Source organism: Rothia sp. HMSC069C03, assembly GCF_001811075.1.
GTDB lineage: Bacteria > Actinomycetota > Actinomycetes > Actinomycetales > Micrococcaceae > Rothia > Rothia mucilaginosa.
Map to the genome: position 1 here is coordinate 444382 of NZ_KZ627135.1, position 17210 is coordinate 461591.

18 protein-coding genes are annotated in these 17210 nt (G+C 56.6%); 3 read left to right on the forward strand and 15 right to left on the reverse strand.

The window, feature by feature from the left end:
* Positions 1 to 56: 56 nt before the first annotated feature.
* From HMPREF2779_RS03885 to HMPREF2779_RS03915, 7 genes are all read right to left on the reverse strand, one after another.
* Positions 57 to 1013, reverse strand: a complete 957-nt coding sequence (locus HMPREF2779_RS03885; RefSeq protein ID WP_070686747.1) for a BsuBI/PstI family type II restriction endonuclease — start codon at positions 1011 to 1013, stop codon at positions 57 to 59.
* Positions 1010 to 2419 (reverse strand): Eco57I restriction-modification methylase domain-containing protein, encoded by a 1410-nt coding sequence (locus tag HMPREF2779_RS03890; protein WP_168165230.1) that lies wholly within the window; start codon positions 2417 to 2419, stop codon positions 1010 to 1012. The genes HMPREF2779_RS03885 and HMPREF2779_RS03890 overlap by 4 nt, the downstream gene beginning before the upstream one ends.
* 225 nt (positions 2420 to 2644) lie before the next feature.
* Positions 2645 to 4486, reverse strand: coding sequence for a translation elongation factor 4 (gene lepA / locus HMPREF2779_RS03895; RefSeq protein ID WP_369825412.1), 1842 nt, complete (start codon positions 4484 to 4486; stop codon positions 2645 to 2647).
* A 96-nt stretch (positions 4487 to 4582) separates the two neighbouring features.
* Positions 4583 to 5605 (reverse strand): PAC2 family protein, encoded by a 1023-nt coding sequence (locus HMPREF2779_RS03900; RefSeq protein ID WP_070686741.1) that lies wholly within the window; start codon positions 5603 to 5605, stop codon positions 4583 to 4585.
* 107 nt (positions 5606 to 5712) lie between these two features.
* Positions 5713 to 6048: a hypothetical protein gene (locus HMPREF2779_RS03905; protein WP_070686739.1), complete on the reverse strand. Its 336-nt coding sequence runs from the start codon at positions 6046 to 6048 to the stop codon at positions 5713 to 5715.
* A 229-nt stretch (positions 6049 to 6277) separates the two neighbouring features.
* Positions 6278 to 6562 (reverse strand): hypothetical protein, encoded by a 285-nt coding sequence (locus tag HMPREF2779_RS03910; protein WP_049353062.1) that lies wholly within the window; start codon positions 6560 to 6562, stop codon positions 6278 to 6280.
* A gap of 114 nt (positions 6563 to 6676) precedes the next feature.
* Positions 6677 to 6949, reverse strand: a complete 273-nt coding sequence (locus tag HMPREF2779_RS03915; protein WP_049345449.1) for a hypothetical protein — start codon at positions 6947 to 6949, stop codon at positions 6677 to 6679.
* A gap of 229 nt (positions 6950 to 7178) precedes the next feature.
* On the opposite strand from HMPREF2779_RS03915, the gene HMPREF2779_RS03920 reads away from it, so the two are divergent.
* Entirely contained in the window at positions 7179 to 7553 is a 375-nt protein-coding gene (locus tag HMPREF2779_RS03920; RefSeq protein WP_141754888.1) for a helix-turn-helix domain-containing protein, read from the forward strand.
* A gap of 545 nt (positions 7554 to 8098) precedes the next feature.
* On the opposite strand, the gene HMPREF2779_RS03925 is transcribed toward HMPREF2779_RS03920, so the two are convergent.
* Positions 8099 to 8503: a hypothetical protein gene (locus HMPREF2779_RS03925; protein ID WP_105360870.1), complete on the reverse strand. Its 405-nt coding sequence runs from the start codon at positions 8501 to 8503 to the stop codon at positions 8099 to 8101.
* Positions 8504 to 8505: 2 nt separating this feature from the next.
* The gene (locus tag HMPREF2779_RS03930; RefSeq protein ID WP_070686733.1) at positions 8506 to 8937 is read right to left on the reverse strand and encodes a Panacea domain-containing protein; all 432 of its coding nucleotides are present in this window, start codon (positions 8935 to 8937) and stop codon (positions 8506 to 8508) included.
* Positions 8938 to 9109: 172 nt separating this feature from the next.
* On the opposite strand from HMPREF2779_RS03930, the gene HMPREF2779_RS03935 reads away from it, so the two are divergent.
* Both HMPREF2779_RS03935 and HMPREF2779_RS03940 read left to right on the forward strand, forming a co-directional pair.
* Positions 9110 to 9676, forward strand: a complete 567-nt coding sequence (locus HMPREF2779_RS03935; RefSeq protein ID WP_070635193.1) for a phage integrase central domain-containing protein — start codon at positions 9110 to 9112, stop codon at positions 9674 to 9676.
* 130 nt (positions 9677 to 9806) lie between these two features.
* On the forward strand, positions 9807 to 10223 hold the full coding sequence (locus HMPREF2779_RS03940) for a tyrosine-type recombinase/integrase (RefSeq protein ID WP_141754887.1): 417 nt from the start codon (positions 9807 to 9809) through the stop codon (positions 10221 to 10223).
* Between the two features lie 140 nt (positions 10224 to 10363).
* Here the strand turns inward: HMPREF2779_RS03940 and rpsT are convergent, their stop codons facing one another.
* The 6 genes from rpsT to whiA form a co-directional block, all read right to left on the reverse strand.
* Positions 10364 to 10627 carry a 30S ribosomal protein S20 gene (rpsT, locus tag HMPREF2779_RS03945; RefSeq protein ID WP_049349792.1) on the reverse strand — a complete coding sequence of 88 codons (264 nt, stop codon included), beginning with the start codon at positions 10625 to 10627 and terminating at the stop codon, positions 10364 to 10366.
* Between the two features lie 261 nt (positions 10628 to 10888).
* Positions 10889 to 11560, reverse strand: a complete 672-nt coding sequence (locus tag HMPREF2779_RS03950) for a type II toxin-antitoxin system PemK/MazF family toxin (protein WP_070686729.1) — start codon at positions 11558 to 11560, stop codon at positions 10889 to 10891.
* 15 nt (positions 11561 to 11575) lie between these two features.
* Positions 11576 to 12610, reverse strand: a complete 1035-nt coding sequence (holA, locus tag HMPREF2779_RS03955; protein ID WP_070686727.1) for a DNA polymerase III subunit delta — start codon at positions 12608 to 12610, stop codon at positions 11576 to 11578.
* A 154-nt stretch (positions 12611 to 12764) separates the two neighbouring features.
* Entirely contained in the window at positions 12765 to 14834 is a 2070-nt protein-coding gene (locus tag HMPREF2779_RS03960; RefSeq protein ID WP_070686725.1) for a ComEC/Rec2 family competence protein, read from the reverse strand.
* Complete coding sequence (locus tag HMPREF2779_RS03965; protein WP_105360871.1) at positions 14834 to 15994, reverse strand: ComEA family DNA-binding protein; 1161 nt, start codon at positions 15992 to 15994, stop codon at positions 14834 to 14836. Before HMPREF2779_RS03965 ends, HMPREF2779_RS03960 begins: the two co-directional genes overlap by 1 nt.
* Positions 15995 to 16215: 221 nt before the next feature.
* Entirely contained in the window at positions 16216 to 17181 is a 966-nt protein-coding gene (gene whiA / locus HMPREF2779_RS03970; protein WP_049337427.1) for a DNA-binding protein WhiA, read from the reverse strand.
* Positions 17182 to 17210 lie beyond the last annotated feature (29 nt).

Consider the following 17210-nt stretch of genomic DNA (forward strand, 5'->3'; position numbering starts at 1 on the left):
AGACAGCGTGCAGAGAACCCGGCGGTACACGAGGCACCAGCCGGGTTCTCATATGCCTAACTTTCGTAGGGCCCCATAAATCGTGAGCCATTGAAATGAATCATATGAGTCGGGTCGCTCTCCAGCCAGACTTCTGTCTCCCAAGCAATATCCACTAGGTGAGAGCGGAGTACTTGTCGGTTCGGGAAACAGGAAACATACACGATTCCAGCTTGCGACCCCCCAAAAAGTGATTCCAAATTTTTCTTACGGAGAGGATTTACTGGACCATGAGTTGTTACTGCCTCCATTAAAAAGAGCCAGTTTTTATCCCTCTGGTACACAACCAAGTCAGGCATCTTTCCGTGCATATCAAGATTAATACCAAGAGAGGAAAGTAACTCTTTGTTATAATTTGATGTTTTACTATCCGCGTCACCTATATACAGAACCTGGCCCCCTGGCGCAAAACGAGGACAAAATTCCTCAACCATAGATTTAATTAATTTATTTTGACCACCGGGGTTAATGTATGCAATTTCATTCGAGGGCATACGAACCGGAATTTTGGCCATTCTACGCTCTTCACGTTGCAATTCCAATAGGCTCGGAGCATATGCTAGATATTCTTCAAGAGCAATACGAAATTCACTAGAAGTATCATCGTCGCTTCCCGAGTACATACGAATCACGCTTAGTGCATTGGGGCTAACCCTATAAACATTCTTGGGTGAGTTAGTTGTGCGATCCGGATCATCATCATTGTGTTCGCAAAAAGCTGCTGCTACAAACTGATGAAGAACCTCTCTGCGTATAGTCTCCCTAGAGTTTTCTGCAATTTGGTAATCAAGTTTTTTTCTCATCCAATCCATCAGACCACGCACTCCGATTCGATTATTTGTTGCTTGATCCCAGGTATCTCCTTCACGGAGGTTCAACAGCGACAGAAGAGTCCTTGCTGCCATATCGTTAGTTCGTTTTTCATCAAACTCAAAGAGTTTCAAAAGTCTTTTAGCTTCTTCATGTATGCTCATACGGCTTTCTCCTTCCTAATCTGTAGGGATTCGATATTATCTGAAAGAATCTCAGAAATGTCCTGAGTCGGTTGTTTTGAATGGGCAAGTTTTCGCAAAGAACTTATTGAGGGAAATGGGAGTTGACGCAAATCTCCAGCATTTACCTGGGTATGCCCACTGAAAATGCGAAAATAATCGTCTACTTGGGCTGAGTTTAGCCATCGCTCAATTCCTATAGCGACATCCTTTTCAAGACCTGAGCCATTATTGTGAATATAGTTCACCTTATTATCTATTGCGAACAAGTTATTTGCATGGTACAAGGCTGCGCTTATGCGACGCTTCTCTTCTTTCGCAGAGAAACGCTTCACAAGGACATACCAGCCTGACGGAATGACATTTTTTGCCGTATTCGGATGGAACCCATCAACCCACTGTTCTTTCTTACAAGATTCAAGAGGATGGATTACTTGTCCATTAAATATATGGGAAGCATGAATGAGAGGTAGAGAACCAACAAGTTGATTCTCAAGAAGAATCTCACGAGAGCGGAAACCCACCACTTTACCTGTCGAAACATTCAGATTCATAGAGGATAACGTTTCCTTGGCATGGGACATTCGCTCAATAATCTCCCCGTCATAATCTGTATTGGGGACAAAGATAAAATCACCAGTTACAACTTGAGTGTACGGAACCGAACGCGTAGAGACTGTTCCCTTATGGTCATGCGATACACTTAGCTGCACATGAGATTTTGCTACTCCCTTATACATACCAGTGATAACTGTTTCTTGGAGTACTCCAGACTCTCCAAAAACAGAAGAACGAGACTCAAAACTATGAATAGAATCAATACTAGATTCTTTGAGTAAATCTTGGCGAAAAGCAGTGTAATAGGTTCCATTCATCCATGAACGCGGGGTAATGGATACCTGATAGCCACCATCCTTCAAAAGGTGCTCACCTAGGGACATGAAGGCGGCATACATATTGGGCACATTGCACCCATGCGAGCGTAGAATTAGGGCTACTTCTGACTTACTTGCAATCTTAAAATACGGTGGATTCTGAATAACATAGTCGAACAGGCTCTGGCCTTGCAAAGCCCATTCAATAAAATCTTGATTAACGTATTCAAGATGCACCCCTGGGCGAGAACAATCTTTCAGAGTATTCTTCAATGCAGGAATGAGCTCAGAATCTTTTTCTACAGCAATAATCTCAAGAGTGGTTTCTGGAGATTCTCGTGTGAATCGGTCCACAACTGCTGCTGTCAATATGCCAGATCCTGCGCCAGGGTCTAGGATACGAACTTTATTAGAAGTTGGAAGAGGCAACATCTGCGCCATCATCTGCGCGACTGCGAGCGGGGTAAAAAACTGACCTTGGTCGCTTTGGCTCTTCTCATCGAGAGCGCTCATAGCCTGCTGTCGTCGTATCTCAGCGCGTTCCACAAATTCCATACTTCAAGGGTAACTGTACCCCTGATGTGTGCCAAGTTAGTTCGTCATCTCAGGAATGTCCGACGCAAATTGATGTGTTTTCTAAGTTAGACAGCAGAGAACCCGGCGGTACACGAGGCACCAGCCGGGTTCTCCACAATCAACAGGTCAGCACACAGCCGGAAAAGCTACAGTAGCGAAAGGCTACTTCTTCTTTTCCTTCTCCTCGCCCGAAGACAGTGCCGCAATGAAGGCTTCCTGCGGAACCTCCACACGACCGACCATCTTCATGCGCTTCTTGCCTTCCTTCTGCTTCTCCAGCAGCTTACGCTTACGCGAAATATCGCCACCGTAACACTTCGAAAGAACATCCTTACGCATCGCGCGAATATTCTCACGGGCAATAATACGCGAACCGATAGCCGCCTGAATCGGCACCTCAAACTGCTGGCGAGGAATCAGCTCACGCAGCTTAGAAGTCATCATCAGGCCGTACGAGTACGCCTTATCGCGGTGAGTAATGGCGCTGAATGCATCCACCTTCTCACCCTGCAGCAGGATATCGACCTTCACCAGGTCAGCCTCTTCCTCACCGTCGAACTTCCAGTCCAGCGACGCGTAACCGCGGGTACGGGACTTCAACTGATCGAAGAAGTCGAACACGATCTCTGCCAGGGGCAGGCGGTAACGCATCTCCACACGATCCTCGGACAGGTAATCCATGCCGCCGATCTGGCCGCGGCGAGCCTGGCACAGCTCCATAATCGCGCCAATGTACTCGCTCGGGGCAATAATCGTACACGCCACCATGGGCTCGCGGATGGTCGCGACCTTACCCTCGGGGAATTCGCTCGGGTTGGTCACGCGCTTAGCGTTGCCAGCCTCATCCACCACGTCGTAAATAACGTTCGGCGCGGTCGAAATCAGGTCCAGGTTGAACTCGCGTTCCAGGCGCTCACGCACAATCTCCAGGTGCAGCAGACCCAGGAAGCCACAGCGGAAACCGAAGCCCAAAGCGGCAGAAGTCTCCGGCTCGTAAATCAGCGCGGCGTCGTTGAGCTTCAGCTTATCCAGCGCGTCACGCAGCGCCGGGTAGTCCGAACCATCAATCGGGAACAGGCCAGAGAACACCATCGGCTTGGGGTCCTCGTAACCGCCCAGGGACTCCTGCGCAGGCTTGACAGCGGAGGTGACGGTATCACCCACACGGGACTGACGGACGTCCTTCACACCGGTAATGAGGTAACCTACCTCGCCCACGCCCAGGCCCTTCGAGGGCACAGGCTCAGGGGAAATCACGCCGATTTCAAGCAGGTCATGCTCAGCGCCGGTGGACATCATCTTAATCTTCTGACGCGGCTGCAGGCTACCGTCCACAACACGCACATAGGTGACCACACCGCGGTACGAGTCGTACACCGAGTCAAAAATCATGGCACGCGCCGGGGCGGATGCGTCACCCTGCGGGGCGGGAATCGCCTCCACAATACGGTCCAGCAGAGCCTCAACGCCCTCACCGGTCTTACCCGATACGCGCAGAACCTCGTCCGGCTCGCAACCAATCAGGTTCGCCAGCTCCTCAGCGTACTTATCGGGCTGAGCCGCGGGAAGGTCAATCTTGTTCAGCACCGGGATGATGGTCAGGTCGTTCTCCATCGCCAGGTACAGGTTCGCCAGGGTCTGAGCCTCAATACCCTGGGCGGCGTCCACGAGTAGAAGCGCACCCTCACACGCAGCCAGGGAGCGGGACACCTCATAGGTGAAGTCCACGTGGCCGGGGGTGTCAATCATGTTTAGCGCGTAGGAGGTGCCGTCAACGTCCCAGGGCATGCGCACAGCCTGAGACTTAATGGTGATACCGCGTTCACGTTCAATGTCCATGCGGTCCAGGTACTGCGCCTTCATATCGCGCGGGGCAACCACGCCGGTGGCCTGCAGCATACGGTCTGCGAGGGTGGACTTACCGTGGTCAATGTGGGCGATAATGCAGAAGTTGCGAATAATCGCGGGGTCGGTCGCCGCCGGAACGGGCGGGTTCTTCGACATGGGTGCCAATCACATCATCCTTTCGAGATGCTGGCTGCGGGTATGGGCATAGTTACCTATCATTTTCCCATACCCGCGCCATATGTGCGAACGGACCTAACGTTCCGAAGAGTCCTCCGCGGAATCCGCACCATCATCGGCAGGATTTACGCCCTCGGAGGCACCGCTGAGGGAATCCAGGTAGCCCTCAATATCCTCGGCAATCACCTCACCGGAAACAGTGCGCAGAGTCGAATCCATCTTCTGCTCAATCTCACGCACCAGCTCAACCTTCTCGTAGTCCTTCGCCATTTCTTCAGCGAGCTCCGCCTCCCACTCGTCAGCGTGGGCGCGCAGGCGGTCGTACTCCTCAGACTCGACCTTAATGCCGAGGATGACCTCCAGCGCCTCGATCAGGCTCACGACCGCACGCGGGTTCTGCTGGTTAAAGCTCAGATACCCCGGGATGCTCATACGCAACATGACCGAGGAACGCAGGCCGTGCTCGGCGGCGAGCGCAGACATCGCCATCGTCACCGAGGTAGAACCGGTGAAATACTCGTGCAGAATACCGGGGATAGCCGCCAGCTTCTCGTCGTGAGTGGTCAGCGTGTACGGGTACGGGCGGGTGTGCGCCACCTGATCCTCAAAGGTCTCAACGAAGACCGCGTGGTCCACGTGGAGCTTCTTCACGTACTTGAAGAAGCGGGTCATGAACCGTTGCAGGCACAGGCTCGGGGCGGGGCCGGTCACCACGAGCAGGCGCAGGCGGCGCTCCGGGATGGTGACCCTGTTGTAGAACATCTTGGGCCACACCAGAACCGTGGATTCGGAGTCGTCGCTGTTCTGCAGCTGCGGGGCGACGGAAGCATAGTCGTAGAAGTCGTCCATGTCGAAGCCGGGGCTCTCATCGCACGGGTCGAACGCGCGGTGAATCACGTCGAGGGCGTCTTCACCGTTGCCCGGGGGTTCCTTCGCGGAGTTGAAGCCGACCAGCATGACGGTCGTGTAGTTGTCCTCTTCGGAGGATTCGCTCAGGCGCAGCTTGCCGAGCAGTCCCTTCTTCGCGGGCTGTTCTGTGGAGGCGGGCTTGGCGAAAGCGTCAAAGAGTCGGGCGGGCGGGAAGTTCGGCTGGCTCATCGTTGTCCTTAGCTCGTGATCGGTGGTTGTGTGGTGGGTGGTGTTGTAAAAATATGTTCTATATTCGGTTATGCCGCCCAAAACCCCGGGCGGAAGGGGAAACTATGTTAGAAAGGCAGAAGCGCCAAATCGTATGGAGTGCCAGCATAAACATCTGGCAACTCACCATTAGCTACCTTCTCACGATACAAGCTGGTTACTTCGCTATATTTGAAGGGGAATTCCTTAGCTTCGTTCCTACGCTTAATCTCTGCCAGACCCCACTCATATTCGGCACCGGGGCGTGCCACCGGAGCATTAAAAAAACGCCCATTCAACTCAGCACGCATCCACCCCTCCGGAGTATTTGCATCAGATATGGGCTTCGTAAAATCGAACGGAGCTCGCCAATACTCAGGGTCTTCACGATAATCGTAAGCTTCTTCTGTGGTCTCGTTACTCATGGGGAACCTCCTGATAATATGCAAAAATGTGTACCCACACCGGCGCCATGTGAGACGCCGCGTGGGGCGCTCTGATAGGCGCGGTGTGCGGTACCGCCGATAGTTCCCACTATACGGGCTTCCACGCGACCCGCAAGCGGTTTCGTCACCGGGCGGGCGCCTCCATAGGAATGGGTACAAAGAAACCCCGCACACGCACACCGTGCACAGGGCTTCTAATTATATAAATCTAACGCTCTAGGAGGTCTAGATGAGCCTCATAGTCGAACTCTTCAGTAGCGTAAGTCCACATACTCTCTACCAAATCATCAGGCATAAATTCATGATCCGCCAGCACCGCAACATCATACGGAAAAGTAACCTTTTGCTTCACAAAATCACCAATAACGCTAGCAAGAGCCAACTCCCACTCACCCGCATTATCAAATTCTTCGACAAAAGGTCGTGTCCGCTCCTCCAGGGCACGGGTTCGCATAACAGCGGATAGAATCTTAGCTTTTTCCCAATCCAACATAGTCTTCAGCTTCTTTATTCTCAATCGGATAAAAGCTCCGTACAGTGGAAAACTCAAAAATGGGTACACAAAAGCCCCTCACAAGAACACCGTGCACAGGGCTTTCGCAGTATCCTAACGCTCTAACAAATCAAGGTGGGCCTCGTAATCAAAATCCTCAGTAGCAAGTTCCCGAATCCTCGCGTAATCCTTATCATCGAAATACTCAAAATCTAAGTACTTCAAAACAACCTTCGGGAAATGTGCCCCCTGCTTTAAAAAGCAACTGACCGCAGCAATAATAGCTTGGTCCCATTCCTCAGTCCGGGCATATTCTCCCACCCATTTACGACTAATATCAGGCATCGGCATAGTTAGAAGATACTTTGCGATGATTTCTTCTTCCATGCTTTACCCCTTTTACCAGGTTTTATAGGGAAAATTGATAACACATCTATTTTACCTAGATATTCTGGATCCTTTGCAAGCTTTGCGGCAACTCTTACAAGGCCTATCTTTGGAACGTCTACAACTGCAATATATTGGTGTCGGTTATCCGGGCTCTTCATAAACTCAGTATTTTTCACAGTATATAAAAGGACATCTGCAATCTCATCAGGAGAAAGACCCCTAAACCATGTACGTCCCGACCCATTCTCACCGTGGCGCTTCAACAAAGGTATGGGTGGTTCGGCGAGGTAAAGACCTGCTAACCCTGGCTGCAAAAACTGGCATCTCCAAGAGTAAGCTCAGCCGACCTGTATATCGGTCAGAAGGATCACTCCCCGTCCGTGACCTCAAAACCATCTGTGACGCACTCAACGTGGACATGACGGTCATTATCTCTGCGGCAGACAACGCAATGCGAGAACAAGTGGCCGCTCCTCTTACCGATGCTCAATTGGCTGCTGAGATTCTCGCGAGGGCTAAATCAGCGACCAAGTCGGGTTACCGTCTTGTCGCCCACCCTGCTGACCATGTCCTTACTGACGATTCAAGCTGGGGTGCATAATGCGCTCCGTACCCTCGAATGAATCAAAGCGAGGAAACCGCAGGGGAACTGGTCCTGCAAGCCGTTTCAGCCAATTGCTAAACGAAGAACTACGTGCGGCACAATCTCGCAGGCGCTTGACGTTGCGAGCGTTGGAAGATCTCACTGGGTGAGTCGTAATCGGCTTTCCCTTACTCTGAACCTTGACTCCTCGCCTCTGAATACAAATAAGCTCAATCCGGGGGAAGTCTGCTTCCGTGTTGGGCGGGTAGACCACCCAGCCGGTGTTGTTCTTTTCAATGACCCCTTCTTTGACGATGATTTTGCGTAGGCTCTCATCGAGTAGGTAGAGGACCTCTTCTGTGGTCATGGGCTTGTCCGGGCGGTGGTCTCGAGGTGCTGGAGACAGAATAAACCCCCGATGCGCAGTGGTTGGCGCATCGGGGGTTTACAAACTTCACCGATTTGTTCAACATTCAGAGAGGTAATGCCGAGTGCCCTGTGGCGTTCCGACAGGAGATGTTCATATCGTACCAGGTTCGCACAGAACTTTTTCCGTGACGGCTTCACCTGGACGGCCACTCGAACCAGGGGTTCTCCCCCGGAATGCGGATATGCGGCACCACGCCGGATAGATCGGGCAGGTCTAGGTGAAGAGTCTTCAGCAGGATTGTCAGCACTACCCACACGAGAAACGCACGTAATACCAAATCAAGCCAGAAGACAACACGTTCTCTCTTCTCGTAGATCATTGCATAATTCTTTGTACTATCCCTGTCATCTACGAATCTCGATTGGGCGTATAGTTCCCAGAGCCATAGGAAAGGAGCTATAAGTTTGAGCGCTTGGAAGCTATCGAACGTCCCTTGTGGTGCCGGTTCACCTTTCGTCTGGGATATACCAGAGTGGTTGTTCTCCCCCTCTGCGCCCTCCTGGTTCTTTGGCTGTTTCTCCTCGGTGACTTCTTCCACGGTTACAGTCCCAAGTATTTCTTATACGTGGAATCGTTCTTGATTGCTTCGAACGGGATCGGGTCACCTTCCCCGGCTTCATCATTCCAAGTTTGAGACCATGCAGAGCCTTCTGCATGAGAGATAGTCACAAGCTGACTCGGGGTCTTCCCAACCGTTGCGTCCCATACGCGGTTCAGAGTTCGCTCAAAAGCAGGATTTTCTGCAACCGTCACCTTGAGGATATAACCCTGGCTATCAGTCGCGTAGTCAGTAATCGGGTTAGCACGAAACGGCTTGAACTCCTGGTAAATTGCCGGAACGACAGGACCATACGCCCACGCTTGGAAATTATCCAGCATGAGGTTCTCACCGCCGGTCTCCTTTGCATACTCAGAGGTCAAGAAATACATAACCTTCTGCAACTTCAAAGGGGTAAGCGGCTTGCCAGTCATCTTCGACCTTTCGATAAGGGTATTCGCCACTGCGAAAGCTGGATACGACATGTGCACTCCTCTAGGGTTCTTGTGGTCAGTGTACCTACATTTTATATTCATCTTCCCCCACTATGTGCCCAGACACGGTGCTAAGAGAGCAAATACACAACCATTTCTGAGAGGAGAAACCATGCCATGCGAGCGCCTTCCGTTCGGCACCCACGGCACCATCACTCTCACCAACACTAAGGCTGGTACGTGGCAAGCGTCTACCTACTATAGGGGGCTTGACGGGGTGCGTCGCCGTTTGCGCAGGACTGCTTCGACTCGTACTCATGCGGAGATTGCTCTGCGTGAGTATGCTGCGGTGATTCTTACTGCGTCGGGTACGGTGCTGAGCCCGCATTCCACGGTGGCTAATGCGGTGCGTGTGTGGTGGGATGAGTGGAATGCGGAGCGGGAACACCCCTCGGACACTATCAGCAGGTACCAGATTCTGCTCGATAAGCATCTACTCCCCTGGTTTGGGGCTCTGCGCCTGCTTGAGTGTACCCCCTCGCTGATTCAGGCTCACCTGTCTGAGGCAGCCAAGAGTACCGGTGCGCCCACGTTAAAGGTGGTGCGGTCGCTTCTGGGGCAGGTTTTCGATACTGCTATCCGTCACGATGCTATCTCCCGGAATCCTGCAAAGGCTACGAAGGGCATCAACCCGGTGAAGAAGCCTGTGCAGGTGTTGAGCATGGAGCAGGTGCAGTAGCTGCGTGCGTGCTTTACTGGTGCACCTATGGGGTTGGATGTACTGGTGGAGATTCTTCTAGTTACCGGCGCGCGTATTGGTGAGGCGCTGGGCATGTGCTGGGAGGGTTTGGAGCGGTGTGGTGTGGCATGTGACTGGGACAGTTATCCGTGATTCCGGTCGGGTGTACAGGCAGGAGCACCTCAAGCACGCACAGGATCTGGCTGTGTGGCTCCCCGAGTTCTTGATTGAGGCGCTGCGTCGCCACGCAGGAGGTGATTGGGGGTCTCTGAGTGGTCCCGTGCTCCCCCACCCTGCGCATGGAGGTTATACGGATCGCGTGAATATTGCTGGACAGTGGGATAGGGCTTTGAAGGGTAGCGGTATTGAGTGGGTTCGCCCGCATGCGCTACGGAAGACGGTTGCTACGTTGCTGGTGCGTGAGAGTGGTGTGAGTGCGGGTGCTGCGCAGCTGGGTAATACGGAGGCTATTTTGGCGAAGCATTATGTGGCTCATGACCCTGTGGCGCCTGATTCTACTGCCATTTTGGAGGTACTCAGTCCATAATGTTTTGTTTGAAGGTACCCTCATTGTGGACACATCGCCTATTTTGGGTACAAAGAAACCCCCTGCGTTCCCCTTAGAGGAGGGGGAACACAGGGGATCTCTGCCCTAAACCAGAGAGGTACTTAGGTACCCCGCAAGTTTTAGAAAGCCTTGTTTACCAGCGCAGCAAGACCGGACTTCTTGTTTGCAGCGGTCTTCTTGTGCAGAACACCCTTGGAAACAGCCTTGTCCAGCTTACGGTTCACAAAACGCAGAGCCTCAACAGCGGCTTCCTTGTTCTGTGCCTCAACAGCAGCCTTGACCTTGCGGGTCGCGGTCTTCAGCTCGGACTTTACAATGTTGTTGCGCAGGCGAGCCTTCTCGTTGGTGAGGATACGCTTCTTCTGAGACTTAATGTTAGCCACAATTAAACTTTCTGTTTTGTCTTATTGGTCGGTGAGGGCGACGCTGGCCGATCATCGACTGAGCGGCGTGGGGATGCCTATGGCAACCGGCCAGCAGTGCCCGATGACCATCGGACACTCAACCACACATAATACCAGATGAACAGCCTCCACGACAGACCCTCGCGGAGAGAAAAATACTGTGAAAACCGCTACACGCAGCCTCCACATCCGGCGCAGATAATCAGCGCCGGTCGCCGGTGAAACTACCGACACAGGGCGTTAACCGTTATGGCGAGTCCACGCACGCTCAATCAGGCGGAACGTATCCTCCGGCATAATGGCACCCTCACGGCGCATCGAATCCGGGCGAACACGAATCACACGGTTCAGCTTCACCTCAGAAGCGCGGCCCTGCGGATCCCACGGGCCCGAACCAATATCAAGGTAGTTCGGATCAGCGTGCTCACGGTTATTGTGGTCCTTGCTGGTCATCATGAGCGCCAGCAGGTACTCACCGTCACGACCCACCAGAAGCACCGGGCGGTCCTTACCCTGCGAGTGGTCTTCTTCGAAAGGAACCCACGTCCACACGATTTCACCCGGGTCAGCGTCGCCGTCCAGGGAGGGTGAGTACTCAAAGTTGATCATGTCGCGGTAATCGCCCGGGTAATCCGAACCGTCGGATGCGCCGGTCGAAGCCGGTGCGGAAGGCTTAGGTGCCGAGGAATTTGCTGTGGACTTTGCCGAGGAAGGCTTCGGGGCGCTCGGCTTAGGCGCCGAAGAGCCGGAGGTACGAGCCTCACCCTGACGAGATTCGCCCTTGTGGGACTCGCTCTTCTGGGAGGACTCGGAGCCGCCCTTAGACGCAGTAGCGTCGTTGAGGGCATCCTCTGCCGCCTTCTGCAGGAAGGGCAGCAGGGCAAAGAAAATTTTCTTCAGAATTTCGAGCATGGGCTCTATTATGCACTACAGGCGCGGAGGTAGAGCAATCGCCAAAACAGCCTGCTCCACCGCATACACCGCGTCCTGCGACTCGCCCTTCAGCTGGGCGTCCGCATCAGCCAGAAGCTGCACAATATGCGCCAGCTGGGCGCCGGTAAAACGGCGGCCGTCACGCTGAGCCTGCTCAACCTGCCACGGTGACATACCCACCTCACGCGCCAGTTCGTTAGCGCTCATACGCACGTGGTGCACGCGCGCAATATTGCGGATACGCATGGCGAGCGCACCCAGCATCGGAATCGGCTCCGTGCCGGTGGCAAGGGAGTGACGGAGCAGACGCAGTGCCTCCGGGGCGTTACCGGAAATCGCGGCATCACTGACGCGGAACGCGGTGACTTCGGTGCGGCCGCCGTAGTAGCGGTTCACCGCCTCCTCGGTGATTTCGCCGAGTACGTCTGAGAGCAGCTGCTGGCATGCGGCGGCAAGCTCCGCAGTGTCGGAGGCGGCGGCAGTCAGCAACGCCAGGGCGCCGCCGGTAATGGGGCGCTGAGCTGCTGCGAACTCCCCCGCCAAGAACTCGCTCTTCTCACGGTCGGTCTTGAGCGCCTTGCAGTTAATGAGCACGAACTGGGAACGCACCAGGTCGATGAGCTTCTTGCCGCGGTTACCGCCCGAGTGGTTCAGAATCAGCATGATGTCCGGCTCGGGGGCATTCAGGTAGGCGAGCGTATCGGTCAAAAACTCGTCACTCATGGAGGCGACGTTCTCAACCTCAATGATCTTTGCCGAACCGAACAGGGAGGGCGAAGCGTGCAGAATCAGCTCCCCCGCCGTGTAGGTGGCGGCGTTAATCTGAACGCGGTCCACCTCCGGGTGGATGCTGCGGAACAGCTCACGCAGGCGTGCCGCAGCGCGGGAGGCGAAGTACTCCTCCGGGCCGTAGAGCATGAGGGCGGGCGCCGGGGTGACGGTACGCCACGCGGTGTCGAGGGCGGGGCCGCCTCGGCGGGCGTAGCCTCGGGAACCACCACGCTGGGTTGAACGCTTACGCTCGGACACGCTTATCACTCGCCTTTATCTGCAGGGTACGGGCTGAACTCGGCCCCACTGCGCGCAGGGTGCGGCGCGGGTAGAGTCTCGAATATCCATCATAGCGTTTTCTTCTCATATGCCTCCTAACGGTGGTTAGCGGTAGTCGGTCACGGTTAGTCGGTTAAGACCGGGCGGGCTGATGGGAGCGCTGATAGGAGGGCGCGGTGTGCGGTACCACCCGCAAATACTGCCGGTGCGTGACCGCACGGTAGCGGCGCGCATCCACCCACCAGAGGGCAACGCTCAACGCCAGCACGCAGAGGGCGCTACACACCACCGCAGGCACGCTCGAACCGGGCGCCCACGGGTTACCCGGCGCGTGCGCGGCAGTGTGTGCCGCCCACTCGATGCCCTGCGCGGCAAGGCCACCGGCACGCAGGCACAGATCCGCCGCAGTGGGCAGACCCAGGAGCATGAATCCGAGCGCCGCCAGCCCGGCGAGCATACTCAGCGGTGCCAAAGGAGCAGCAATCAGGTTCGCCGGAACCGAGTAGAGCGGCACCTTACCGCTCATCATCAAAATCAGCGGAGTGCACCACAGGGACGCCACAATCGGCGCGGCGAGCATTTCCGCACAGAACACCGGCATGACGCGCATGAGAAGGCGAATCAGCGGAGGGCCCAGCAGAATCAACGCGGAGGTTGCCGTCACCGACAGGGCGAACCCCATATCCACGGCGAGGTGCGGGGCGGCAAGCAGACACATCAGCACCGTGGTTTGCAGCGCCGCCAAGGACTGGCGACCCGAACCGCGCAGCATCGCGTAAGCACCGAGCAGACCCATGGCGAGGGAACGAATCACGGAACCCTCAGAATCCAGCAGCATGGCGTAGGCGAGCACCGCCGCAACCCCGCACAGCACCATGACGCGGTGCGGAATGGCGAGGGTGCTCAGCCGGTGCACGAGCGGCGGCAGGGCGTGGGCATTTGGCGGGGTAGGTTGATGGGGTTGGATAGAGTGTTGGGGCTGGGCGGGATGCCGGGGGTACGCGGGGCGGCGAGAATGACCCGTGCCTCTCCCTCGCAGCCGTTGCCTCAACGAGCGGAACAGCAGGTACGCGCTGGCGAAGCGGTACGGACGAATCGCCAACACCAGCCGGTACGCACCCAAAAACACGATGGCAATATTCGCCCCGGACACCGCCGTAATATGGCTGAGCCCGCTGAGCTTATAGTCCTCCCGCGCGGTGGAACTCATCAGCGAGTCGTCCCCGTAGGCGGTGCCCAAAACTAGTGCCGCCGATTCCGTGCCCAGGGTATCCAGGGCGCGGGTGCGCAGTTGTTCCTTGAGCGTGGACAGATACGGCTCCTCCGCCGTCTGGTCGGTAGCGTTCGACCCGGCACCGGAGGCGGGCGCGGGAAAAATAGTTGCGCCGCTCAGCTTCGCCGTGGAACCGTTAAACTCCACCGTACCGAGGGCAGTCACCTTCATGCCCGGATAAATCGCCTGCGAGCGCGCGGTGCCGCTCCCCTGGTGCTTAGCCGCCGAGTTCGCCGCCGAACTTGCCTCCAGACGCTGCGCGGCGCTCTTCGCCGAACCGTCACGCCGGTACACACGCACCCGCTCATTCACCAGCGCACGCACGCTCCGCCCCTGAATTTCCTCCAGCTTAATAACCACCAGAGTAGTACGCGGATCCACGCGGCGAACCTGCTCCACCGTGCCATTCAGACGAAGCGAGGCGCCCTGCGCCTGCTGTAGCGTGGCGCGGGATGCATCCACCCCCGTAGCGCACAAAAGCACCGCCTGAACCGTGACAATACACGCCAGAAAAACCAGCTGTCCCGTCGTGCGAAAGAGCAGGCTGTACGGCATCACCGCACGCGGCGGAAAGAACAGCAGAATCGCCAGGCACCCCAGCAGAGCAATGAGCACGCACGCCAGCGGATGCACCACCCGCCACGTTCCCACGGTCAGCGCCGCCGCGGTAAAAGCCCACAGCGCCAGCACCGTGAAACTCAGGCGAAAGTCCAGGTGAATGAGGCTTCCCTGGGCGCGCAGCTCCTGCTCATCGCGGCGGGTACGCCACCGTTCAGTACCGATGCTCCAGCGGTAGCGGGCGCGTTCATACGCCGTAGCCGCGGACCGGGTGAAGCGCCGGGTGAGGCGCGAGGAACCGGGAAAAAGTTCCCGCTCCCCTGCCTGCCAGTGGTTCTGCAAACGGTTCGGTCCGCGGTTCTGTCGGCGCATTAGACCATCACCAGCGGGCGCAAATTCTCCAGCATCGACGGACCAATGCCGGGCACCGCATCCAGCTCATCTACGCTACGGAAACCGCCGTGCGCCTCACGCCAGGCGATAATGCGCTGAGCCATCGCCGGACCAATACGCGGCAGGGTCTGCAGCTCCTCAGCGGTGGCGGTGTTAATGTTCACCGGGGTTGAGCCCTTCTGCGCGCTGCCTGCAGGAGTTAGCGTGCGTGCAGGCTGAGGCTGAGCGCCACCCTGCGATGCACCATTCGCCGCGTTACCCTGACCCGCATTCGCCGTGCCACCATTGGGCTGAATCTGCGCCGGAGCAGCCGTCTCACCACGATGCGGCACATAAATCTGCACCCCGTCACTGAGCGCACCGGCAAGATTCACGCGGTCCAGATCAGCATCCGCTGCGGCACCGGAGGCGGCGGCAATCGCATCCACGGCACGACCCTGCGCGGGCAGCGTGTACACGCCGGGATTGTTCACGGCACCCGCCACGTGCACCCGCACGGTAGCCTCACCGGAGGCGCCACCCTGCGCGGATTCACTCGGGTTAGCGCCCGGCTGGGCAGTAGATTGAGCAGCGGACTGGGTGCCGGGTTGAGTTCCGGGGCTCTGCTGGGCACCCACCGCCTGCACCGACTCGGCGGAAGCACTCGGAGAGGCGAACTGCTCGGCACGCGGCGCCGCCGAAAACTGGGTCACACCCCACACCACGGCAACCAACGCCAACACCGCCACCAGAAGCAGCACGCGCGGCGACAAGCCCCAACGGGTACTGCGGGTGGTGCCGGGCTGATCAGCTTGCTCCCACTCCGCCCAGTCGTCCACCTCGTTCCAGTCGGGCTGCTGATCCCAGTCAGCCCAACCATTCGACTCCGGGTGGGATGCCGCAGACTCGGCAGGTGTTTCTTCGGCAGGTACCTCCGCGGGCGTTACCTCAGTTGAGATTGCCAGCGGCACGGTGTCCTCAGCATCCGGCGCACCGTTCTTGCGGGCGCGCGGGCTACGGTAGAGGCTGTTCATCAGGGAGCGGGCGCTACGTTGCGCGCCGCCCGGCTGGGGTGCGTTGTCTTGCGCAGCACCGTTGTTCGGTGCAGCACTCGGGTTCTGCAGGTTGTTCTGCTCGTGGTTAGGGGTCATGCTCGTCATACCCCTACCCTAGGCTCACGCGCGCGAACGCACGAGCGCACGCAAAGAACCTGTGGATAACTCCCCTCGCACAGTGCGAAAGGGGCCATCCACAGGCTCATTTTTGAAAAATATGCGGTTTTTGTTCAAAAACGGAGGGGCTTGGTTTGTCATAAAACCGTCACAAACACCTCGGCCACACGAGCTACCCGCGCCGTTTAAGAGCAGAATCTAGCCTTCGCTTAGTCCTCGCGCGGCAACTCAGTACCCGGAACACCCAGCTCCGAAGCACGCTTATCAGCCATCACCAGCAGGCGACGAATACGGCCCGCAATCGCGTCCTTCGTCATCGGCGGATCAGCCAGACGACCCAGCTCATCCAACGACGCATGCTTATGCAACACACGCAGCTCACCGGCATAGCGCAGATGATCCGGCGCCTCATGACCCAGAATCTGCAGGGCACGCTCCACGCGGGCGCTCGCCGCAACAGCAGCCTGAGCGCTACGGCGCAGGTTCGCGTCATCAAAATTCGCAAGACGGTTCGCGGTCGCACGAACCTCTTTGCGGGTGCGCGCCTCACGCCACGTGGTCAGAGTGCCGGTCGCGCCCATACGCTCCAGCAGGTGCGAAATGGTCTCGCCGTCACGCACCACCACACGGTCGGTGCCGCGCACCTCGCGTGCCTTCGCAATAATGTCCAGACGACGAGCCGCACCCACCAGCGCAAGCGCAGCCTCCGGACCGGGGCAAGTAATCTCCAGGGAGGAGGAACGACCCGGCTCAGTCAGCGAACCGTGCGCCAAGAACGCACCGCGCATGACCGCCTCAGCATCCTGCAGAGAGCCGTTCACCACGGCCGGCGGCAGGCCACGCACCGGGCGGCCACGCAAATCCAGCAGACCGGTCTGGCGAGCCAGCGCCTCACCGCCGTGATCCACACGCACGATGTACCTGCCGCCTCGACGCAGACCGCCACCGCTGACGCTAGTCAGCTCAGAATCGTGACCGTAAATCTCCGCGATGGTGCGGCGCATGCGGTGGGCGGTTGCCTCGTGGTCGACCTCAGACTCCACCACGATTCGCCCCGAGACAATGTGCAGGCCTCCGGTAAAACGCAGAATCGTAGAGATTTCTGCCTTACGAGCAGAGACTTTCGTTGCCTCGTAGTTGGCGAGTTCGTCCTTGACGAGCGTGGTTAATGCCATGAACAGGTCCTTCTGGGCGTAGTGTTTAA